This is a genomic window from Frateuria aurantia DSM 6220, assembly GCF_000242255.2.
GTDB classification, from domain to species: domain Bacteria; phylum Pseudomonadota; class Gammaproteobacteria; order Xanthomonadales; family Rhodanobacteraceae; genus Frateuria; species Frateuria aurantia.
On sequence record NC_017033.1, the window covers coordinates 1,543,932 to 1,558,000 of the forward strand.

General features: G+C 61.8%; 12 protein-coding genes and 2 tRNA genes. 7 read left to right on the forward strand and 7 right to left on the reverse strand.

Features of this window, described 5'->3' with window-relative positions; translation table 11 throughout:
- The first annotated feature begins 103 nt into the window (after window positions 1–103).
- A tRNA-Met gene (locus tag FRAAU_RS07070) sits at window positions 104–180 on the forward strand.
- 539 nt (window positions 181–719) lie between these two features.
- On the opposite strand, the gene FRAAU_RS07075 is transcribed toward FRAAU_RS07070, so the two are convergent.
- Window positions 720–1,331, reverse strand: a complete 612-nt coding sequence (locus FRAAU_RS07075; RefSeq protein ID WP_014402863.1) for an NAD(P)-dependent oxidoreductase — start codon at window positions 1,329–1,331, stop codon at window positions 720–722.
- Window positions 1,332–1,431: 100 nt separating this feature from the next.
- Here FRAAU_RS07075 and FRAAU_RS07080 point away from each other — a divergent pair, with 100 nt between their 5' ends.
- From FRAAU_RS07080 to FRAAU_RS07090, 3 genes are all read left to right on the forward strand, one after another.
- Entirely contained in the window at window positions 1,432–1,842 is a 411-nt protein-coding gene (locus FRAAU_RS07080; protein WP_014402864.1) for a winged helix-turn-helix transcriptional regulator, read from the forward strand.
- A 70-nt stretch (window positions 1,843–1,912) separates the two neighbouring features.
- A tRNA-Met gene (locus FRAAU_RS07085) sits at window positions 1,913–1,989 on the forward strand.
- Between the two features lie 162 nt (window positions 1,990–2,151).
- Window positions 2,152–2,709: a hypothetical protein gene (locus FRAAU_RS07090; protein ID WP_014402865.1), complete on the forward strand. Its 558-nt coding sequence runs from the start codon at window positions 2,152–2,154 to the stop codon at window positions 2,707–2,709.
- Window positions 2,710–2,816: 107 nt separating this feature from the next.
- On the opposite strand, the gene FRAAU_RS07095 is transcribed toward FRAAU_RS07090, so the two are convergent.
- Both FRAAU_RS07095 and FRAAU_RS07100 read right to left on the reverse strand, forming a co-directional pair.
- Entirely contained in the window at window positions 2,817–5,330 is a 2,514-nt protein-coding gene (locus FRAAU_RS07095) for an ATP-binding cassette domain-containing protein (RefSeq protein WP_041270437.1), read from the reverse strand.
- Window positions 5,331–5,405: 75 nt separating this feature from the next.
- On the reverse strand, window positions 5,406–6,644 hold the full coding sequence (locus tag FRAAU_RS07100; protein WP_014402867.1) for a DUF2075 domain-containing protein: 1,239 nt from the start codon (window positions 6,642–6,644) through the stop codon (window positions 5,406–5,408).
- Between the two features lie 294 nt (window positions 6,645–6,938).
- Between FRAAU_RS07100 and FRAAU_RS07105 the strand changes: the two genes are divergently transcribed.
- The 3 genes from FRAAU_RS07105 (at window position 6,939) to FRAAU_RS07115 (ending at window position 10,889) form a co-directional block, all read left to right on the forward strand.
- A complete protein-coding gene (locus FRAAU_RS07105; RefSeq protein ID WP_014402868.1) occupies window positions 6,939–8,216 on the forward strand; it encodes a hypothetical protein in 1,278 nt (425 codons plus the stop codon).
- Window positions 8,217–8,417: 201 nt separating this feature from the next.
- On the forward strand, window positions 8,418–9,707 hold the full coding sequence (locus tag FRAAU_RS07110) for a multidrug effflux MFS transporter (protein ID WP_014402869.1): 1,290 nt from the start codon (window positions 8,418–8,420) through the stop codon (window positions 9,705–9,707).
- A gap of 270 nt (window positions 9,708–9,977) precedes the next feature.
- On the forward strand, window positions 9,978–10,889 hold the full coding sequence (locus FRAAU_RS07115) for a LysR family transcriptional regulator (RefSeq protein ID WP_014402870.1): 912 nt from the start codon (window positions 9,978–9,980) through the stop codon (window positions 10,887–10,889).
- A 50-nt stretch (window positions 10,890–10,939) separates the two neighbouring features.
- On the opposite strand, the gene FRAAU_RS17200 is transcribed toward FRAAU_RS07115, so the two are convergent.
- The 4 genes from FRAAU_RS17200 to FRAAU_RS07135 form a co-directional block, all read right to left on the reverse strand.
- The gene (locus FRAAU_RS17200; RefSeq protein ID WP_217176264.1) at window positions 10,940–11,095 is read right to left on the reverse strand and encodes a hypothetical protein; all 156 of its coding nucleotides are present in this window, start codon (window positions 11,093–11,095) and stop codon (window positions 10,940–10,942) included.
- Window positions 11,096–11,128: 33 nt separating this feature from the next.
- A complete protein-coding gene (locus FRAAU_RS07120) occupies window positions 11,129–12,130 on the reverse strand; it encodes an aldo/keto reductase (protein ID WP_014402871.1) in 1,002 nt (333 codons plus the stop codon).
- 1,120 nt (window positions 12,131–13,250) lie between these two features.
- Window positions 13,251–13,763 (reverse strand): HD domain-containing protein, encoded by a 513-nt coding sequence (locus FRAAU_RS07130; protein ID WP_014402873.1) that lies wholly within the window; start codon window positions 13,761–13,763, stop codon window positions 13,251–13,253.
- On the reverse strand, window positions 13,763–14,044 hold the full coding sequence (locus FRAAU_RS07135) for a hypothetical protein (RefSeq protein WP_156803369.1): 282 nt from the start codon (window positions 14,042–14,044) through the stop codon (window positions 13,763–13,765). The genes FRAAU_RS07130 and FRAAU_RS07135 overlap by 1 nt, the downstream gene beginning before the upstream one ends.
- Between the last annotated feature and the right edge of the window lie 25 nt (window positions 14,045–14,069).

A 14,069-nucleotide genomic window follows, 5' to 3' on the forward strand; every position in this document is an offset into this window, starting at 1 on the left:
TCCGGATCGGCGGGCAAGGGCGGCGGCATCCGTATCCGCAAGAGCTGTTTGCCGATCAGGGTTTGCATTGTTCCGGACAGCTGGCTATACTAGTCGACTCTGATGCGGGGTGGAGCAGTCTGGCAGCTCGTCGGGCTCATAACCCGAAGGTCGTAGGTTCAAATCCTGCCCCCGCTACCAGGTATTGGTATCAAAAAGGCCGTCTGCATTGCAGATGGCCTTTTTGTTTGTCGCTGGCCTGAAAGGCATGTCCAGTGCGGTTGATATCATGCTGTGCCGGCGCGGCCCGCCTTGGCTCGCGACGGTGACGTGGTTTGCCCCATGCGGGAGCCAGCCTTGTCCGGTCAGCATATCGCGGGGATGTTGACCGATATGGCCGGTATGTTGTGGATCACGTCCCGGTGTTCGACGATGCGCTGGTTCTTGACCCGGAAGCTATCGACGATGGCCCGGCCGCGCGCATGCGGGCGCGGCTGGAACCGGTTCAGGAAGTCATGGTGGAATGATGCCTTGCTATCACCTATGCACGGGTGGTGCTGGCGGTGATCATCCACGATGACGGCTGCCTGGATCTGCCGGCCATCGAGCCGTGTCGGTAGAAGACGCTCCGTTGGCGATGGGTTTCTTCGCTGTCCTGCCCTGGACGTGCCGTTCTGGCCATCAGGCTGCCCGGCAGCAACAGACGGACCCGCTGTCCCGGCAAGGCGACAGGGTGTTTGTCAGTAACCCACGGTAAAGCGCTGGCGCGAATGCGCTGGATGCTCGATTTCGTCGACCAGAGCGATGGCGTAGTCTTCGTACGAGATGCGACTGCCTTCGGCCGTGCTGAGCAGGCTGTCCTTGCCCAGCCGGAAATGGCCGGTGCGCTCGCCGGGGAAGAACAGGGCCGAGGGCGACAGGAAGCTCCAGTCCAGTGTCTGCTCCTGCTTCAGGCGGTCAAGAAATGAAGCGCCCTTGCTGGCCTCGTCGTGATAGGCGGCGGGGAAGTCGGATTGATCGACCAGGCGCTGGCCGGGAGCCACTTCCAGACTGCCGGCGCCACCGACCACCAGATAGCGCGGCACGTCGGCAGCACGCACGGCCTCGATCAGTTCTTCGGCGGTGACGGTCGCAAATTTCACCGAACTGATCACCACATCATGGCCTTTCAGCAGGGCGACCAGTCCGTCACGATCATGCACGTCACCCGCGATGGGGGTCACGCCGGGCAGGGCGAGGATGCGCTCCGGCGAGCGAGCGATAGCGGTCACTGCATGACCACGGTCGGACAGTTCCTTGAGGAGGCGCGAGCCGACTTCGCCGGAGGCGCCGATCAATGCGATACGAGACATGGTTTGCTCCTTGGGTGTTGGGTAAAGACCAGGTGCCAAAAGTAGACTGATTGACCGCGACGTTAGAGAATCCTGCTTCCACGCACAAGAAGTCATCGCCATGGAACCCAGTCACACGACAATGACCGACCCGGCCGACGAGACAGGCCCGCCGGCCTTCGATCACCCCTGTCCCATTCGCGATGTGCTGGACCGCATCGGCGATCAGTGGAGTCTGCTGATCCTGGGGGCTCTGGCGCCACGCACCCTGCGATTCAACGAGCTGAGCCGGGCCATTGGCGATATTTCCCGGCAGATGCTTTCGCGCACGCTCAAACGGCTGGAAGCCGACGGTTTCGTGCAGCGCACCTTGTATCCCGAAGTGCCGCCGCGGGTGGAATACACGCTTACGGCGCTGGGGCATTCCTTTCTGGTGCCGATGCAGCAACTGGTGTACTGGGCTGATGCCCATCACGAGGATATCTGCCGTTCGCGGCGTGCGGCGAGGGCATTGGATGCCGGGGACCACTAAGTGCGAATCCCGCAATGGCGCAGGTATGCTTGCATTGTTGCAGGCATGTGACTAGAATAGCCGACTCTGATGCGGGGTGGAGCAGTCTGGCAGCTCGTCGGGCTCATAACCCGAAGGTCGTAGGTTCAAATCCTGCCCCCGCTACCAGTATCAGGTAAAAACGGTCGACTGCTTAGCAGTCGGCCGTTTTTTTGCGCGCGTAGATAATCGACTGCTCGCTTCTTTCAGAGATGTTGCCGTACTTCAAGCAAATTATCAGTGGTTATGTCCCGGTGCGATAGGCAGTATAGGTCGCTCAAAGGGGGGGATATGCGCCAGTTCAATCTGTTTGAAAGCACCTGGATGACGAGGACTTTTGGAAGGCCTTGCCGACATCCAATCGGTTTTTTCATCTATCTGGAGTTGGTCAGATTCTGGCTGCTGCTGCCCCTCGTCATATTCGAGCTCATGCTGGGCTATGTATGGCAGCGGTGGCTGGGATCGAGCGGCGCTGAGCCGGTTATCGCCGTGATTTGCGCGATTTATCTTGCGTTTGTGGGCGAGCGGCTGCGCTGGACCTTTTTCCACTACAACGACAACCGTTCCATATCCCTGTTGTGGTTCCTGCTGATGCAGGTGCCGCTCAGTGCTCTGATTCTGTTTTCGTTGCAACAGTGGGCGCAGGTGCGCCATTTGCACGTGCCTTCGCTTGGCCTTTCCGATTTTCTGGAATCGGCCGTACTCAACTGGAATGAGCTTGTCGATGTCGGCTGCTCGCTGCTGTGCGCGAAATTCGGTCGCGAGGGAGAGCGGTTTCGCTATCCCGTTTTCGCCTTGGCCGTAGTCCTGGAAGGACTTGTGTACTACGCGGTCCATCGCGGCCGCTGAGCAACAGGCAGGCAAGCAGCCGGGAGGCTGGATCCGGCAGCGTTGCCTGAACGGCGGCGCAGCGCTGCAGTATCCGTTTTGTGCAGGAGTTTCTTGCGGTCAGTCCGTCAGGGGGCGGCGGGTTCCAGCCAAGCCTTGATAAAGGTGGCCGTCTGGCTTTGCGGGCATGCGGCTACTTCGGCGGGCGTGCCCGAGGCGACGATCTGGCCACCATGGCGGCCAGCGCCGGGGCCCATGTCGATCACCCAGTCGCTTTGCGCGACCAGTCGCATGTCGTGCTCAGCCACAACCACGGTATGTCCCGCGTCCACCAGTTCCTGAAGATGGCCGCTCAGGCGATCCACGTCCGCAGGGTGCAGGCCGGTGGTGGGCTCGTCGAGGATATACAAGGTGTGGCCGCGACGCTGTTTCTGCAGTTCGGTGGCCAGCTTGATGCGCTGGGCTTCACCGCCCGAAAGCTCGGTGGCCGGCTGCCCCAGCCGCAGATAGTCCAGTCCGCTTTTCAGCAGGGTGGCGAGGCTGGCGGCGGGGCTGGGCTGATCGGCCAGAAAGGCATGAGCCTGCGCCACATTCATGGCCAGCACCTCGGCGATGGTCTTGTCCCGGTAGCGGACCTCCAGCACTTCGGGTCGATAGCGGGTGCCATGGCAGGCGGGGCAGGGAGCATGAACGCTGGGCAGGAACAGCAGCTCCACCATCACCGAGCCATTGCCCTCGCATGCCGGGCAGCGCCCTTTGGCCAGATTGAAGGAAAACCAGCCGGCATCGTAGCCTCGCTGGCGTGCCGTGTCGGTCTGGGCAAACAGCTTGCGGATCTGGTCGAACAGGCCGGTATAGGTGGCCAGATTGGATCGCGGGGTACGGCCGATGGGGCGCTGATCGATCACGACCAGCCGCTTGACCGGCTCAAGTCCGGCCGAGACATACCCCTGCGGTCGTCCGCGATCAGCTTCGGTCAGACGATCAGCGCCAGCTTCGTCGGCATCCTGCGCAGGGGATTGGCCCAGGGCCTGTGCCACGACGCTTGCCAGGACATGGCTGACCAGTGATGACTTGCCCGAGCCGGATACGCCGGTGACGGCAGTGAATACCCCCAGTGGCAGATCCAGCTTCAGATCGGCGAGATTGTTCCATTGGATGCTGTGCAATGTCAGCCATCCGCTCGCCTGACGACGCGGGCCTGCGGAATGGTGTTTTGATGCAAACAGATAGGGACGGGTTCGCGAATCAGCCACCTCGCGCAGTCCGTCCAGCGGCCCCGAATACAGAATGCGCCCTCCGGCCTCGCCGGCCTGCGGTCCGACATCGATCACCCATTCGGCCTGGCGCACGATATCCAGATTGTGTTCGACCAGAAACAGCGAATTGCCGGCGGCCTGCAAGCCTCGAAGGGCACGCAGCAAGGCCTGGGTATCCTTGGGGTGCAGGCCCGACGAGGGTTCGTCCAGCACGTAGACCACGCCGAACAGGTTGGAGCGGATCTGGGTGCCCAGTCGCAGTCGCTGGTATTCGCCGGGCGACAAGGTTTGCACGCCGCGATCCATCTGCAGATAGCCCAGCCCGAGATCGATCAGCACGTCGATGCGCTCCACCATATCGGCGGCTATCTGTCCTGCGGCGATGGCGCTGGCATGCTGGCTGCCGGTCTCGGTGGTGGCCAGCTTTGCACGAATGTCCTCCAGTGGCAGGGCGGTCAGCTCGGCGATGTTCAGGCCCTGGAAACGTACGGCGAGCGCGGCGGCATGGAGGCGTTGGCCGTGGCATTCGGGGCAGTCGGAGACCACCATGAAGGACTCGGCCCGCTGGCGCATTTTCGCGCTCTGCGAATGGGCAAAAGTATGCTGCACATAATGGCGCGCGCCATTGAAGGTGCCCTGATAGGCGGGTTCGATGCCTTGGGCGATGGCCTGGCGGATCTGGGTATGACTGAGGCCGGGATAGACCGGATGCTGCGGCGTCTCGTCGGTATACAGGATCCAGTCGCGGGTGGCGCGTGGCAGGTTCTGCCAGGGGCAGTCGACGTCCACTCCGCGGGTGATCAGGATATCGCGGAAGTTCTGGCCCTGCCAGGCAGTGGGCCAGGCGGCGATGGCCCGTTCACGGATGCTCAGGGTCGGATCCGGCACCATCGAGGTCTCGGTGGCGGCATGGACCCGACCCAGTCCGTGACAGGTGGGGCAGGCGCCCATCGGCGTATTGGCTGAAAACGCCTCGGCCTCCAGCCGGGGAGCGCCCGGCGGGTAGTCACCGGCGCGGGAATACAGCATCCGCAGCAGATTCGACAGCGTGGTCAGGCTGCCGACGGACGAACGCCCGGAGCTGCCACCACGCTGCTGCTGCAAGGCCACGGCCGGCGGCAGGCCATCCACCGTATCGACCTTGGGTACCGGCATCTGCTGGAACAGCCGACGTGCGTAGGGCGAGACGGACTCCAGATAGCGCCGCTGTGCCTCGGCATACAAGGTACCGAAGGCCAGCGAGGATTTGCCCGAGCCCGAGACCCCGGTGAATACCACCATCCGGTCGCGAGGCACATCGACATCGATATGCTTCAGATTGTGTTCGCTGGCACCACGGACCCGGACAAAGCCATGCTTATCGCCTGCCTGCCCAGGTGCCATGGAAGGTTGCGTATCTGCTACAGGTAGTGCAGGGGGCCTCATGTCGGTGGGACTGGTGTCGTGATGGGTCATGGTTCAGGCCGCTCCTTGATCGCGGAGCCGGCCCAGTTGCCGGCGCAGTGCGGGATCACTCGCATACAGATACAGCCCGCGGGTGGGTCGTGTCATCAGCACGTTGATGGCATTGAGCATGATCGCCTGGCGAATCTCTTCGGGATCGTCCAGGCCTTGCTGGCCGGCAAAGGCGGCCCTGTCTTCGTAACGCCCGGTGTCGATGCGGATGCGTTGCGAGGCTTCGTCCCAGCCCACCGAGGGGCCGAGGATCACCCCGGCGTAGTTCAGGTCGAAGCCCTGCACGGTATATACCGAGCCGACCTCTTCGATGGTATCGGGGCGTTCGGCCCAGGCCAGCGGTTCCTGCGGCAGCGATCGGTCCCAGCGCAGGTGGAAGCGGCCTTCGGTGATGAAGTGGTCCTTGCCATCCAGTGTGTAAGGATAGTCATAGGTTGCCAGCATCCGGCTCATGCCTGCGGTGCGATCATGGGCGCAGATGGCCTCGTACATCGATTGTGCGTCGTCGAAAATCCGAAAATCGAAGGATTGCTCGGCTGGCAGCGGCAGCAGCCGGCCGGCCCGGAATCCATGTATCCATTGACTGACATCGGCTTCGGCATGCATGCGGAATTGCTCGGTCAGCTGCACGTGTTTCACGACATGGCCGTGCAGCAGATCTTGCAGGCGCTGTCGGTTCCAGTAGCTCTTGAACTTCAGGACCTGGTGCGGATCGAAGACCAGTACCACCACCTTGGCCAGGGCCAGGATCTCCTGCAGGTGGTTGTCCTGCTCAAAATGGTTGTAGCGATCAGAGCGGCTCAGCAGTAGATGGGCCTCGTCGACAAAGACGACATCGGCCGTGGTTCCCGACTTGTGGCATTGATTGACAAAGCTGGTCGGCCGCTGGTAATCCCCTTTGCGTACCGCCGGCAGCGTTCCGGCTACCCGTTTGTAGAACTTGATCATCTCCGGATGATTGACCAGCATCAGGTTGCGACTGCCTGCCAGTGGATCATGTCCTTGCCGGTCACGCGCCAGTTGCTGGATGCGTTCAAAAGCGGCATTCACCACCACACTCTTGCCAGTGCCTGCATCGCCTTCGATGACCAAAGCGGCCGGGGAGGCGGCATGATGGGTACGGGCAAAGTCCACGATGTGATCGACCAGTGCCTGCTGGGCCTTGGTCAGTGCAGGACGGGACGGAGACGTGGGCGGAACGTCGGCCAGCGGCAAGGAAGTTGCGGGTTTTGAAGTGGTCATGTCCAGAGCAAATCAGTGTCGGGGATAAGTCGGAGCGGGCCGCATGCCGGCCATGCCAACACTTGGTCGTGTCGGATTGGCAGTTCTGACGGCCCTGGTGCAATGCCCCGGCTGCAGCGATCATACGCCTGGCCGACAAGGAGTCTGAAGGCAGGACAGCTGCCCGGCGTGGGTTCGCCCTTCATGTGGTCGGTGGGCACATGCAGGAGATCTTCGCAGGGGATGGCTGGCATCACGAGCCGGGGACGCTGCTACACTTGTCACGGTCGGCATTATCTGAAGGTTCTTGCAAGCATGAGCGACCCCATCCTGGATCTGGTCCGGCGTTGGCGTGAGGATCCTGGCGCGACATATCAGAGCTGGTTCCTGTGGGAGGAGCGGCTGAAGAATTTCCGGTCCATTCGTCGCGGTCTGCAGCAAGTCGTTGCCGAAATCCAGGAAGATCGCTTCGGTATTGCTTATCGTGGATCATCGCTCGAGACTGTGGTTCACTCGATCGCCGAGCAACGGCAGATCTTCAAGGGAGCCGATCATGCGTTCCTGTGGAAGCCCAAGCTGCGCATTCCTGATATCTACGAGCACTCTCTGAATCAGAAAGCGTTTGGCCGTCTGCTGGATACCTGCTTGTGCAGCCATGCCGAAGATGCTCTGGTTTCGGCCATCCATGCCATTGACGCGCAACAGATCAAGGGGCTGGGTCCGGCGGTGGCGAATCTGCTGTATTTCCTGCACCCGACCCTGATCCCGCCGTTCAATACGGCCATCGTCAAGGGCTACAACGCGTTGACCGGTTCGCGAGTCAAGCTGGGGCGCTGGCAGGAGTATCTTGCGATGCGCAAGGGCATTCTGGACTTGAATGAGCGCTGCCGTTCCTGGTTGTCCAATGATCTGGGTGCCATCGGCGGTCTGTTGTTCGATGTGGGCAGTGGGCGCTATCCGGCTCCGCCATTGGGTGACGATATCGCGGCCCGGGAGGCTTGGGCGCGTGATCTGCATGCCGTGCGCCAGCAGAGTGCGGCAGAGGTCCGGCGCTTGCAAGCCGAACGCGAAAACGACCATACCCATACCCAGATCCAGGGTTGGCTGCGTGATCTGGGGCTGGCTCTGGGCCATGAGGTATGGATAGCCGCCAATGATCGCGGCCGCTCGTGGGCGGGCGGCCGTCTGGGCGATGGTTGTCTCTCCGAGCTGCCGGGCTTCCCCTTGGGAACGCCCGGTGCGGCCGCGGTACGCCTGATTGACGTGTTGTGGCTCAATCGTGACGGTTGCAGCATCGTCGCGGCTTTCGAAGTGGAACACTCCACCTCGATCTATTCCGGCATTGTGCGCATGCTCGATCTGGCCCTGGGGCGCGAAGCGCATGCACTGGAGGGCCTGTTTCTGGTGGCTCCCGACAAGCGCGAAGCGGATGTACGCGATCAATTGCGGCGACCGGCCTTCAACAGAATCGCCGACATGAATGTGCGCTATTTGCCGTACGGGGCACTGGCTCAGCATCGAGAGGCTATGGCCCGCTTTGGCCAGGGCTTGAAGCCGATTCAGGCCATTTCGCATCTTTTGACGACGGGGTGATACCCGACTGCCTTCGGGTTGCCATTCGGGCGTTCCGATGGGAGATGATCTGGCCGCGACTTCCTGCGGCTGGCACAGCCCGGATGATGGGCCTATGATCCTTGGCACTGGATGTCGTCACGTTGTAGTGGCGGTCAATTTCCTCGAGTTCGGGAGCATTGCGGCCCCTGCGAGAATTCGGAACAAGGATTTGCACGCTTAATGATCAGCCGTCTTCGAATGCTCGTCCCGCTGCAGAGTCGTCAGTCAGATCTCTACAGCAAGTCGGGAGGTACGGCGGTTGCCGGCGCGGCTCTTGAGCAGGCCGCGCCGCGCCACCGCTGGCATGTGCTGATGATACTCAGCTTGCTGATGGGTTTCGCCTCGATTTCCACCGACGTCTATCTGCCGGCTATTCCGACGATGGCGCGGGAACTGGGTGTGCCGGTGGGCACCATCGAGCTGACCGTATCGGGTTATCTGGTGGGTTTCAGTCTGGGCCAGCTGATCTGGGGGGCCGTCAGTGACCGTTATGGGCGCCGCCTGCCGGTGGCACTGGGGCTGTTGCTGTTCGTGGCCGGCTCGGTCGGTTGCGCGATGTCCGGCACGGCCTGGGTGCTGATCGGTTGGCGTCTGGTCCAGGCGATGGGTGCCTGCGCCAGCGTGGTGCTGGCCCGGGCGATGGTTCGTGATCTGTATGCCGGCCATCACGCGGCGCGTATGTTGTCGACCCTCATGATGGTGATGGCCGTGGCTCCCTTGCTGGGGCCGATGGTGGGTGGACAGATTTTGCTGGCTTCGGGCTGGCGGGCGATCTTCTGGTTGCTGGCGGTGATCGGCGTGCTGACACTGCTGGCGCTGGCGGCCTTGCCGGAAACCCTGCCGCCGGAACGGCGCCATGCCCTGCCGCTGTCACAGGCGTGGGCCGGCTACCGCGCACTGCTGCGTGATCCCCGGCTGCGTGCCTATATGGGTGTGGGCGGTTTCTATTACGCCGGCATGTTTGCCTATATCGCCGGTTCGCCGTTCGCCTTTATCAGTTACTACCATGTGTCCCCTCAGGTCTATGCGCTGCTGTTTGCCGGCGGCATCGTCGGCGTGATGGCTGCGAATCTGTTCAACCGACGGATGGTGGCCCGCTTTGGCAGCGATCGTATTCTGCAATGGGGCGCGATGATCGCGGCTGGGGCAGGTGCAGCCGCGGCGATAGCCGGTGCCACGGGCTGGGGTGGTCTGGTGGGTCTGGCGATTCCCTCACTGCTGGTAGCCTCGATGGCCGGATTTATCGTGGCCAACGCCATTATCGGCGCGCTGGCGGACTTTCCCAGGCAGGCGGGCGCCGTATCGGCGCTGGTCGGGGCCTTCCAGTATGGTTTCGGGGTACTCAGCTCGGGTATCTTGGGGGCATTGGGCGACAGCTCCCCCTGGCCGATGACCTGCATCATGCTGCTCAGTGGTCTGGCCTGTCTGGGCTGCGCGCTGTGGCTGCGAGCTAGGCCTCGCCTGCAGTAAGCAGGCGGTGAAGGCGTGGCTTTTCACGCAGGCATCCGCAGCCGGTTCAGCGGCGTTGCAGACGTATCATCGCTTGTTTGCCATCGCGGTGATGGCTGGCCCCAGACGACCTTTCCCTGCGTTGCAGGGAACCCCGCGAGCCTTCGGATCGCAACGGCGGTGGCCAGCTCGGCCTCCACCCCGGCTCTGGACTGGACGCTTGGGAATATCCATGGGTCTCGTCGGCCGGCGAGCATCCCGAGATGCATTGATGTATGACGGAGCAGACGAATGCGACGCGAAGAACTGGTGGATCTCAATGCCTTCATGATCGTGGCCGAGGAGCAGAGCTTCACGCGTGCCGCGGCCAAGCTGGGCACCTCGCAATCGACCTTGAGCTATACCATTCGTCGACTGGAGGCCCGGATGGGCGTGCGCTTGCTGACACGGACCACGCGACGGGTGGCGTTGACCGAGGCTGGCGAGCGTCTGCTGCGCACCTTGAGTCCGGCGCTGGACAGCATTGCCGAGGAGATAGCCGCGCTCAGCCAGTTTCGCGACAAGCCGGCAGGACGACTGCGTATCACCACGTCCGAACATGCGGCCCAGACGCTGCTGGTGCCGGCGCTGGAGCGGCTGCTGCCGCAATATCCCGACCTGCATGTGGAGCTGGCCATCGAGTCCAGCCTCACCGATATCGTTGCCGAGCGCTTCGACGCGGGGGTGCGGCTGGGCGAATCGATTGCCAAGGACATGGTGGCCGTGCGGATCGGGCCGGATCTGCGCATGGCCGTGGTCGGCTCGCCCGATTATTTTGCCCGCCACCGCAAGCCCAGAACGCCGAAGGATCTGGCCGATCACTCATGCATCAATCTGCGGATGCAGAGCGCCGGCGGCGTCTACAGCTGGGAATTGCAGAAGGGGCCGCGTGAACTGCATGTACGCGTGGATGGCCAGCTGACCATCAATCATGCGGCGACCATTCTGCATGCCGCCCGCGGCGGATTGGGCCTGGCCTGCGTGCCCGAGAATCTGGTGCAGGACGCCGTGGCGGCCGGCCAGCTGCAGCGGGTGCTGGAAGACTGGTGTCCGCCGTTCCCCGGCTATCACCTGTACTATCCCAGCCGGCGCCAGCCATCGGCGGCGTTCCGCCTGTTGCTGGATGCGTTGCGCTATCCGCCCAAGGCCCTGGGCCTTGGTTGACACGGCAGGGGGATCGGGCATGCGCCCCGATGCCTCTGCCGTGCATTTCGTCAGCTGGCGCAGGGCTGGCCCAGCGTCGCCATATCGATCACGCAGCGGTGATGCACATCCGAACGCTCCAGGCGGTCGAAGGCTTCATTGATCGGGGCCACGCGGATGGTTTCGCAGTCCGGCAGGATCTGCTGGCGAGCGCAGAAGTCCAGCATTCAAGCTCACGGAGGCTGTCTGGTTGTGTGATATCAGAGGAGGCGGCCTTCGACAGGGTAGGCCGGATCGGTGAAGCCGGGCGTGGAGGCATGACCAGGGTGGACCAGCGCGTCCACAAAGGCTTCGTCGTCGGCGCCCAGCTTTACGTCCAGTGCCGTCAGATAGCTGTCCCAGTGGGATTCGGTACGTGGGCCGGCGATGGCCGAGCTGATCAGGCGGTTGTTCAAAACCCAAGCCAGGGCGAAAGCGATGGAGCTGATGCCCTTGCCGGCGGCGCGCGCAGCGATCTGTTGTGCGATATGCAGCGATTCGGCACGCAACTCGGTCTGTTTGATGCGGGGATCGCCACGGCCTGCGCGGGAGTCAGCCGGCAACTGGTCCAGCGAGGCATATTTGCCGGTGAGAATGCCGCGTGCCAGCGGGCTGTAAGGCACCACGCCCAGACCGTAATGCGCTGCTGCCGGCAACTGTTCGACCTCGGCACTGCGGTTGACCAGATTGTACAGCGGCTGGCTGACACTGGGCCGCTGGATACCCAGCTGATCGGCCAGTCTTGCCACTTCGGCGATGCGCCAGCCGTGGAAATTGGACAGGCCGTAATAACGCAGCTTGCCCTGGCTGATCAGGTCACCGATCGTGCGCAATGCCTCTTCCAGGGTGACACCGGGCAGGGCGCGGTGAAAATACAGGATGTCGACATAATCGCTGCCCAGTCGCTGCAGGCTGGCCTCGAAGGTCTGCATGATCCACTTGCGGGACTGGCCCATGGTATTGGCCTGATCGCCGCGACCGTATCCGAATTTGGTGGCAATGACCCATGCATCGCGTTGCGTGGCCAGACTTCTGCCGACCACACGTTCGGACTCGCCGTTGTTGTAGACATCGGCCGTATCCAGGAAATTGATGCCCTGAGCGGCAGCCTTGTCGATGATGCGCCTGGCGGTGGGGGCATCGGTGTCGCCTCCGAACATCATGGCGCCCAGGCAGAGAGGGGAGACCTTGAGGGCGCTTTGGCCGAGATAGCGGTAGTCCATGGATTGCTCGCGGAGTCGGAAAGGAAGAGGTCGCAGGCGGCGTTCGTCACGGTCGCGCCGGCCGCCGTCAGCTTCAACGGCTGATGGGCCATGGGCCTGGATCCCTTATCCTAATGCGCTGCCTGCAGGCGATACATCGAGGCAGGTCGAATGGTTTCATATCTGGTATTCATCAATTTCTGCAAATCACGGGCCGAATCCGCCGGTGAGCTTCTCTGCCGCCACGCGTGGTCAGGTGGTGGATGGATCAGGCGGAACAGGGGGGATTGAGCGAGTCCTCTGGCGCGTGGCAGCACATTCCGGTTTCATCAGTCCATGGGTTCCACGCCTTCGATATCGCAGCGGCCAAGGCCCGGCAGCGGGCAAGACTGGGATCGTGCGCTCAACGCAGCTGGACAACTGCGATGACATGGCAGGACAGCTTGAGGTCTGCATCTTTCCGCGATGGGTACCTGACCCTCGGCAGGGCCAGCCGATGGCATCTTGGTGCAGCATTCGTCCTACGGACTTTCCATGACTGTCACCTGGACCACTTGGTGCAATCGATGGTGCAATTTTGGTGCACAAGGGTGCGATTTGCAGGAATTCAAACAAGCTGCGACGGGCTTGAAAATGCTTGGACTGATGCAGGCTGCATTGCACACGAGATGTGCATCCTGTGTGCAATGCGGCCCGATTTTCAACTGCGTTCAAATACTTGTGTGCACGTGTGCGGGGTTGCGATACTGGCCGCAAGTGATGGATTTACAACGCAATGGCTGCGTTTGAGGATCTGTGCACAAGTGTCTCGTGGTCCCCCCGGCAGGACTCGTTTTGACCATATAAATCAATGCGATACATGCCGCCATGTGCACTTTGTGTGCAGTGCACATCCGTGTGCACACGCCATCTCACTTGGATCTGATTCCGCGCTCACGGTATCCCCAGGCAATGATGTCGGCCGGAAGCCACCGCTTCAATCGCCGGCCATGCTCGATCTTTGGTTCCGGGAACCGTGGCATCTTGCTGATGCTATCCGTGAAGGTCTTGGGCACAACGCGGAAGTAGGTCGCGCAATCCTCCGGCGTCCATAGCCGATCAGTCGGGAGCTGATCGGGTTCAATTTTCTCAGCAGCTCCCATCACGCCTCCTTGAAATATCGCTGCACGATGTCAGTGGCACGATTCCACAGCTCGGCATCACCGTCTCGAAGAACCTCTAGAAGCAGTCGCTTCTCCTGCATGTAGACCTTGGCGAACTTGGGATCATGCAGAACGATGCTTTGCGTGTTGTGGATCAGATCGGCCAGCTTGATGGTCTTGGCCTCAGGGGATGCCTTGGCGATCCATTCGCGGTCGATGCGCTTCCTTGCCTCTCGGTTTCCGTCATCAGGCGTTGATGCATCCGTCAGGGCATCCACAAGCTCTGCGACATCCTCGCCAAATTCCACCGCCACATCGATGAGCCGGGTATCCGTATCCTCGACCACGTCGTGCAGTAGGCAGGCAGCGATCATTGTCGGCATATGAGCCACCGACTTCACGATGGCAGCGACAGAGATCGGATGGGTGATGTAGGGATCGCCCGTGTACTTGCGAACCTGTCCTTCATGCGCTTGATAGGCGAAAAGAAGCGCCTTCTGTTCGATATCCATCACTCCCCCTCCTTGTATTCCGGGGCGGCGGCAAGAAATGTCCTCCAGATCGTTGACGGGAAGGCATTCGGGTTCTGCTCATCCAGATAGGCCGCCACGTCCATGGCCTCGGTGAGCTGCTCCGGCACCAACTTCCACCCCGGCGGCGCTTTGGTGAGGGCGGCCATGATGCAGGCAAAGTTCTCGGGCGTGTATCGGCCGCTGATCACCTCATCCTTGATCAGTCGATGAGATCCAGTCGATGCGCAAATATCCCGTGCCATCCTCTCCAGTACAGTCATGGCCATTACTCAACCCTCCCTGTTT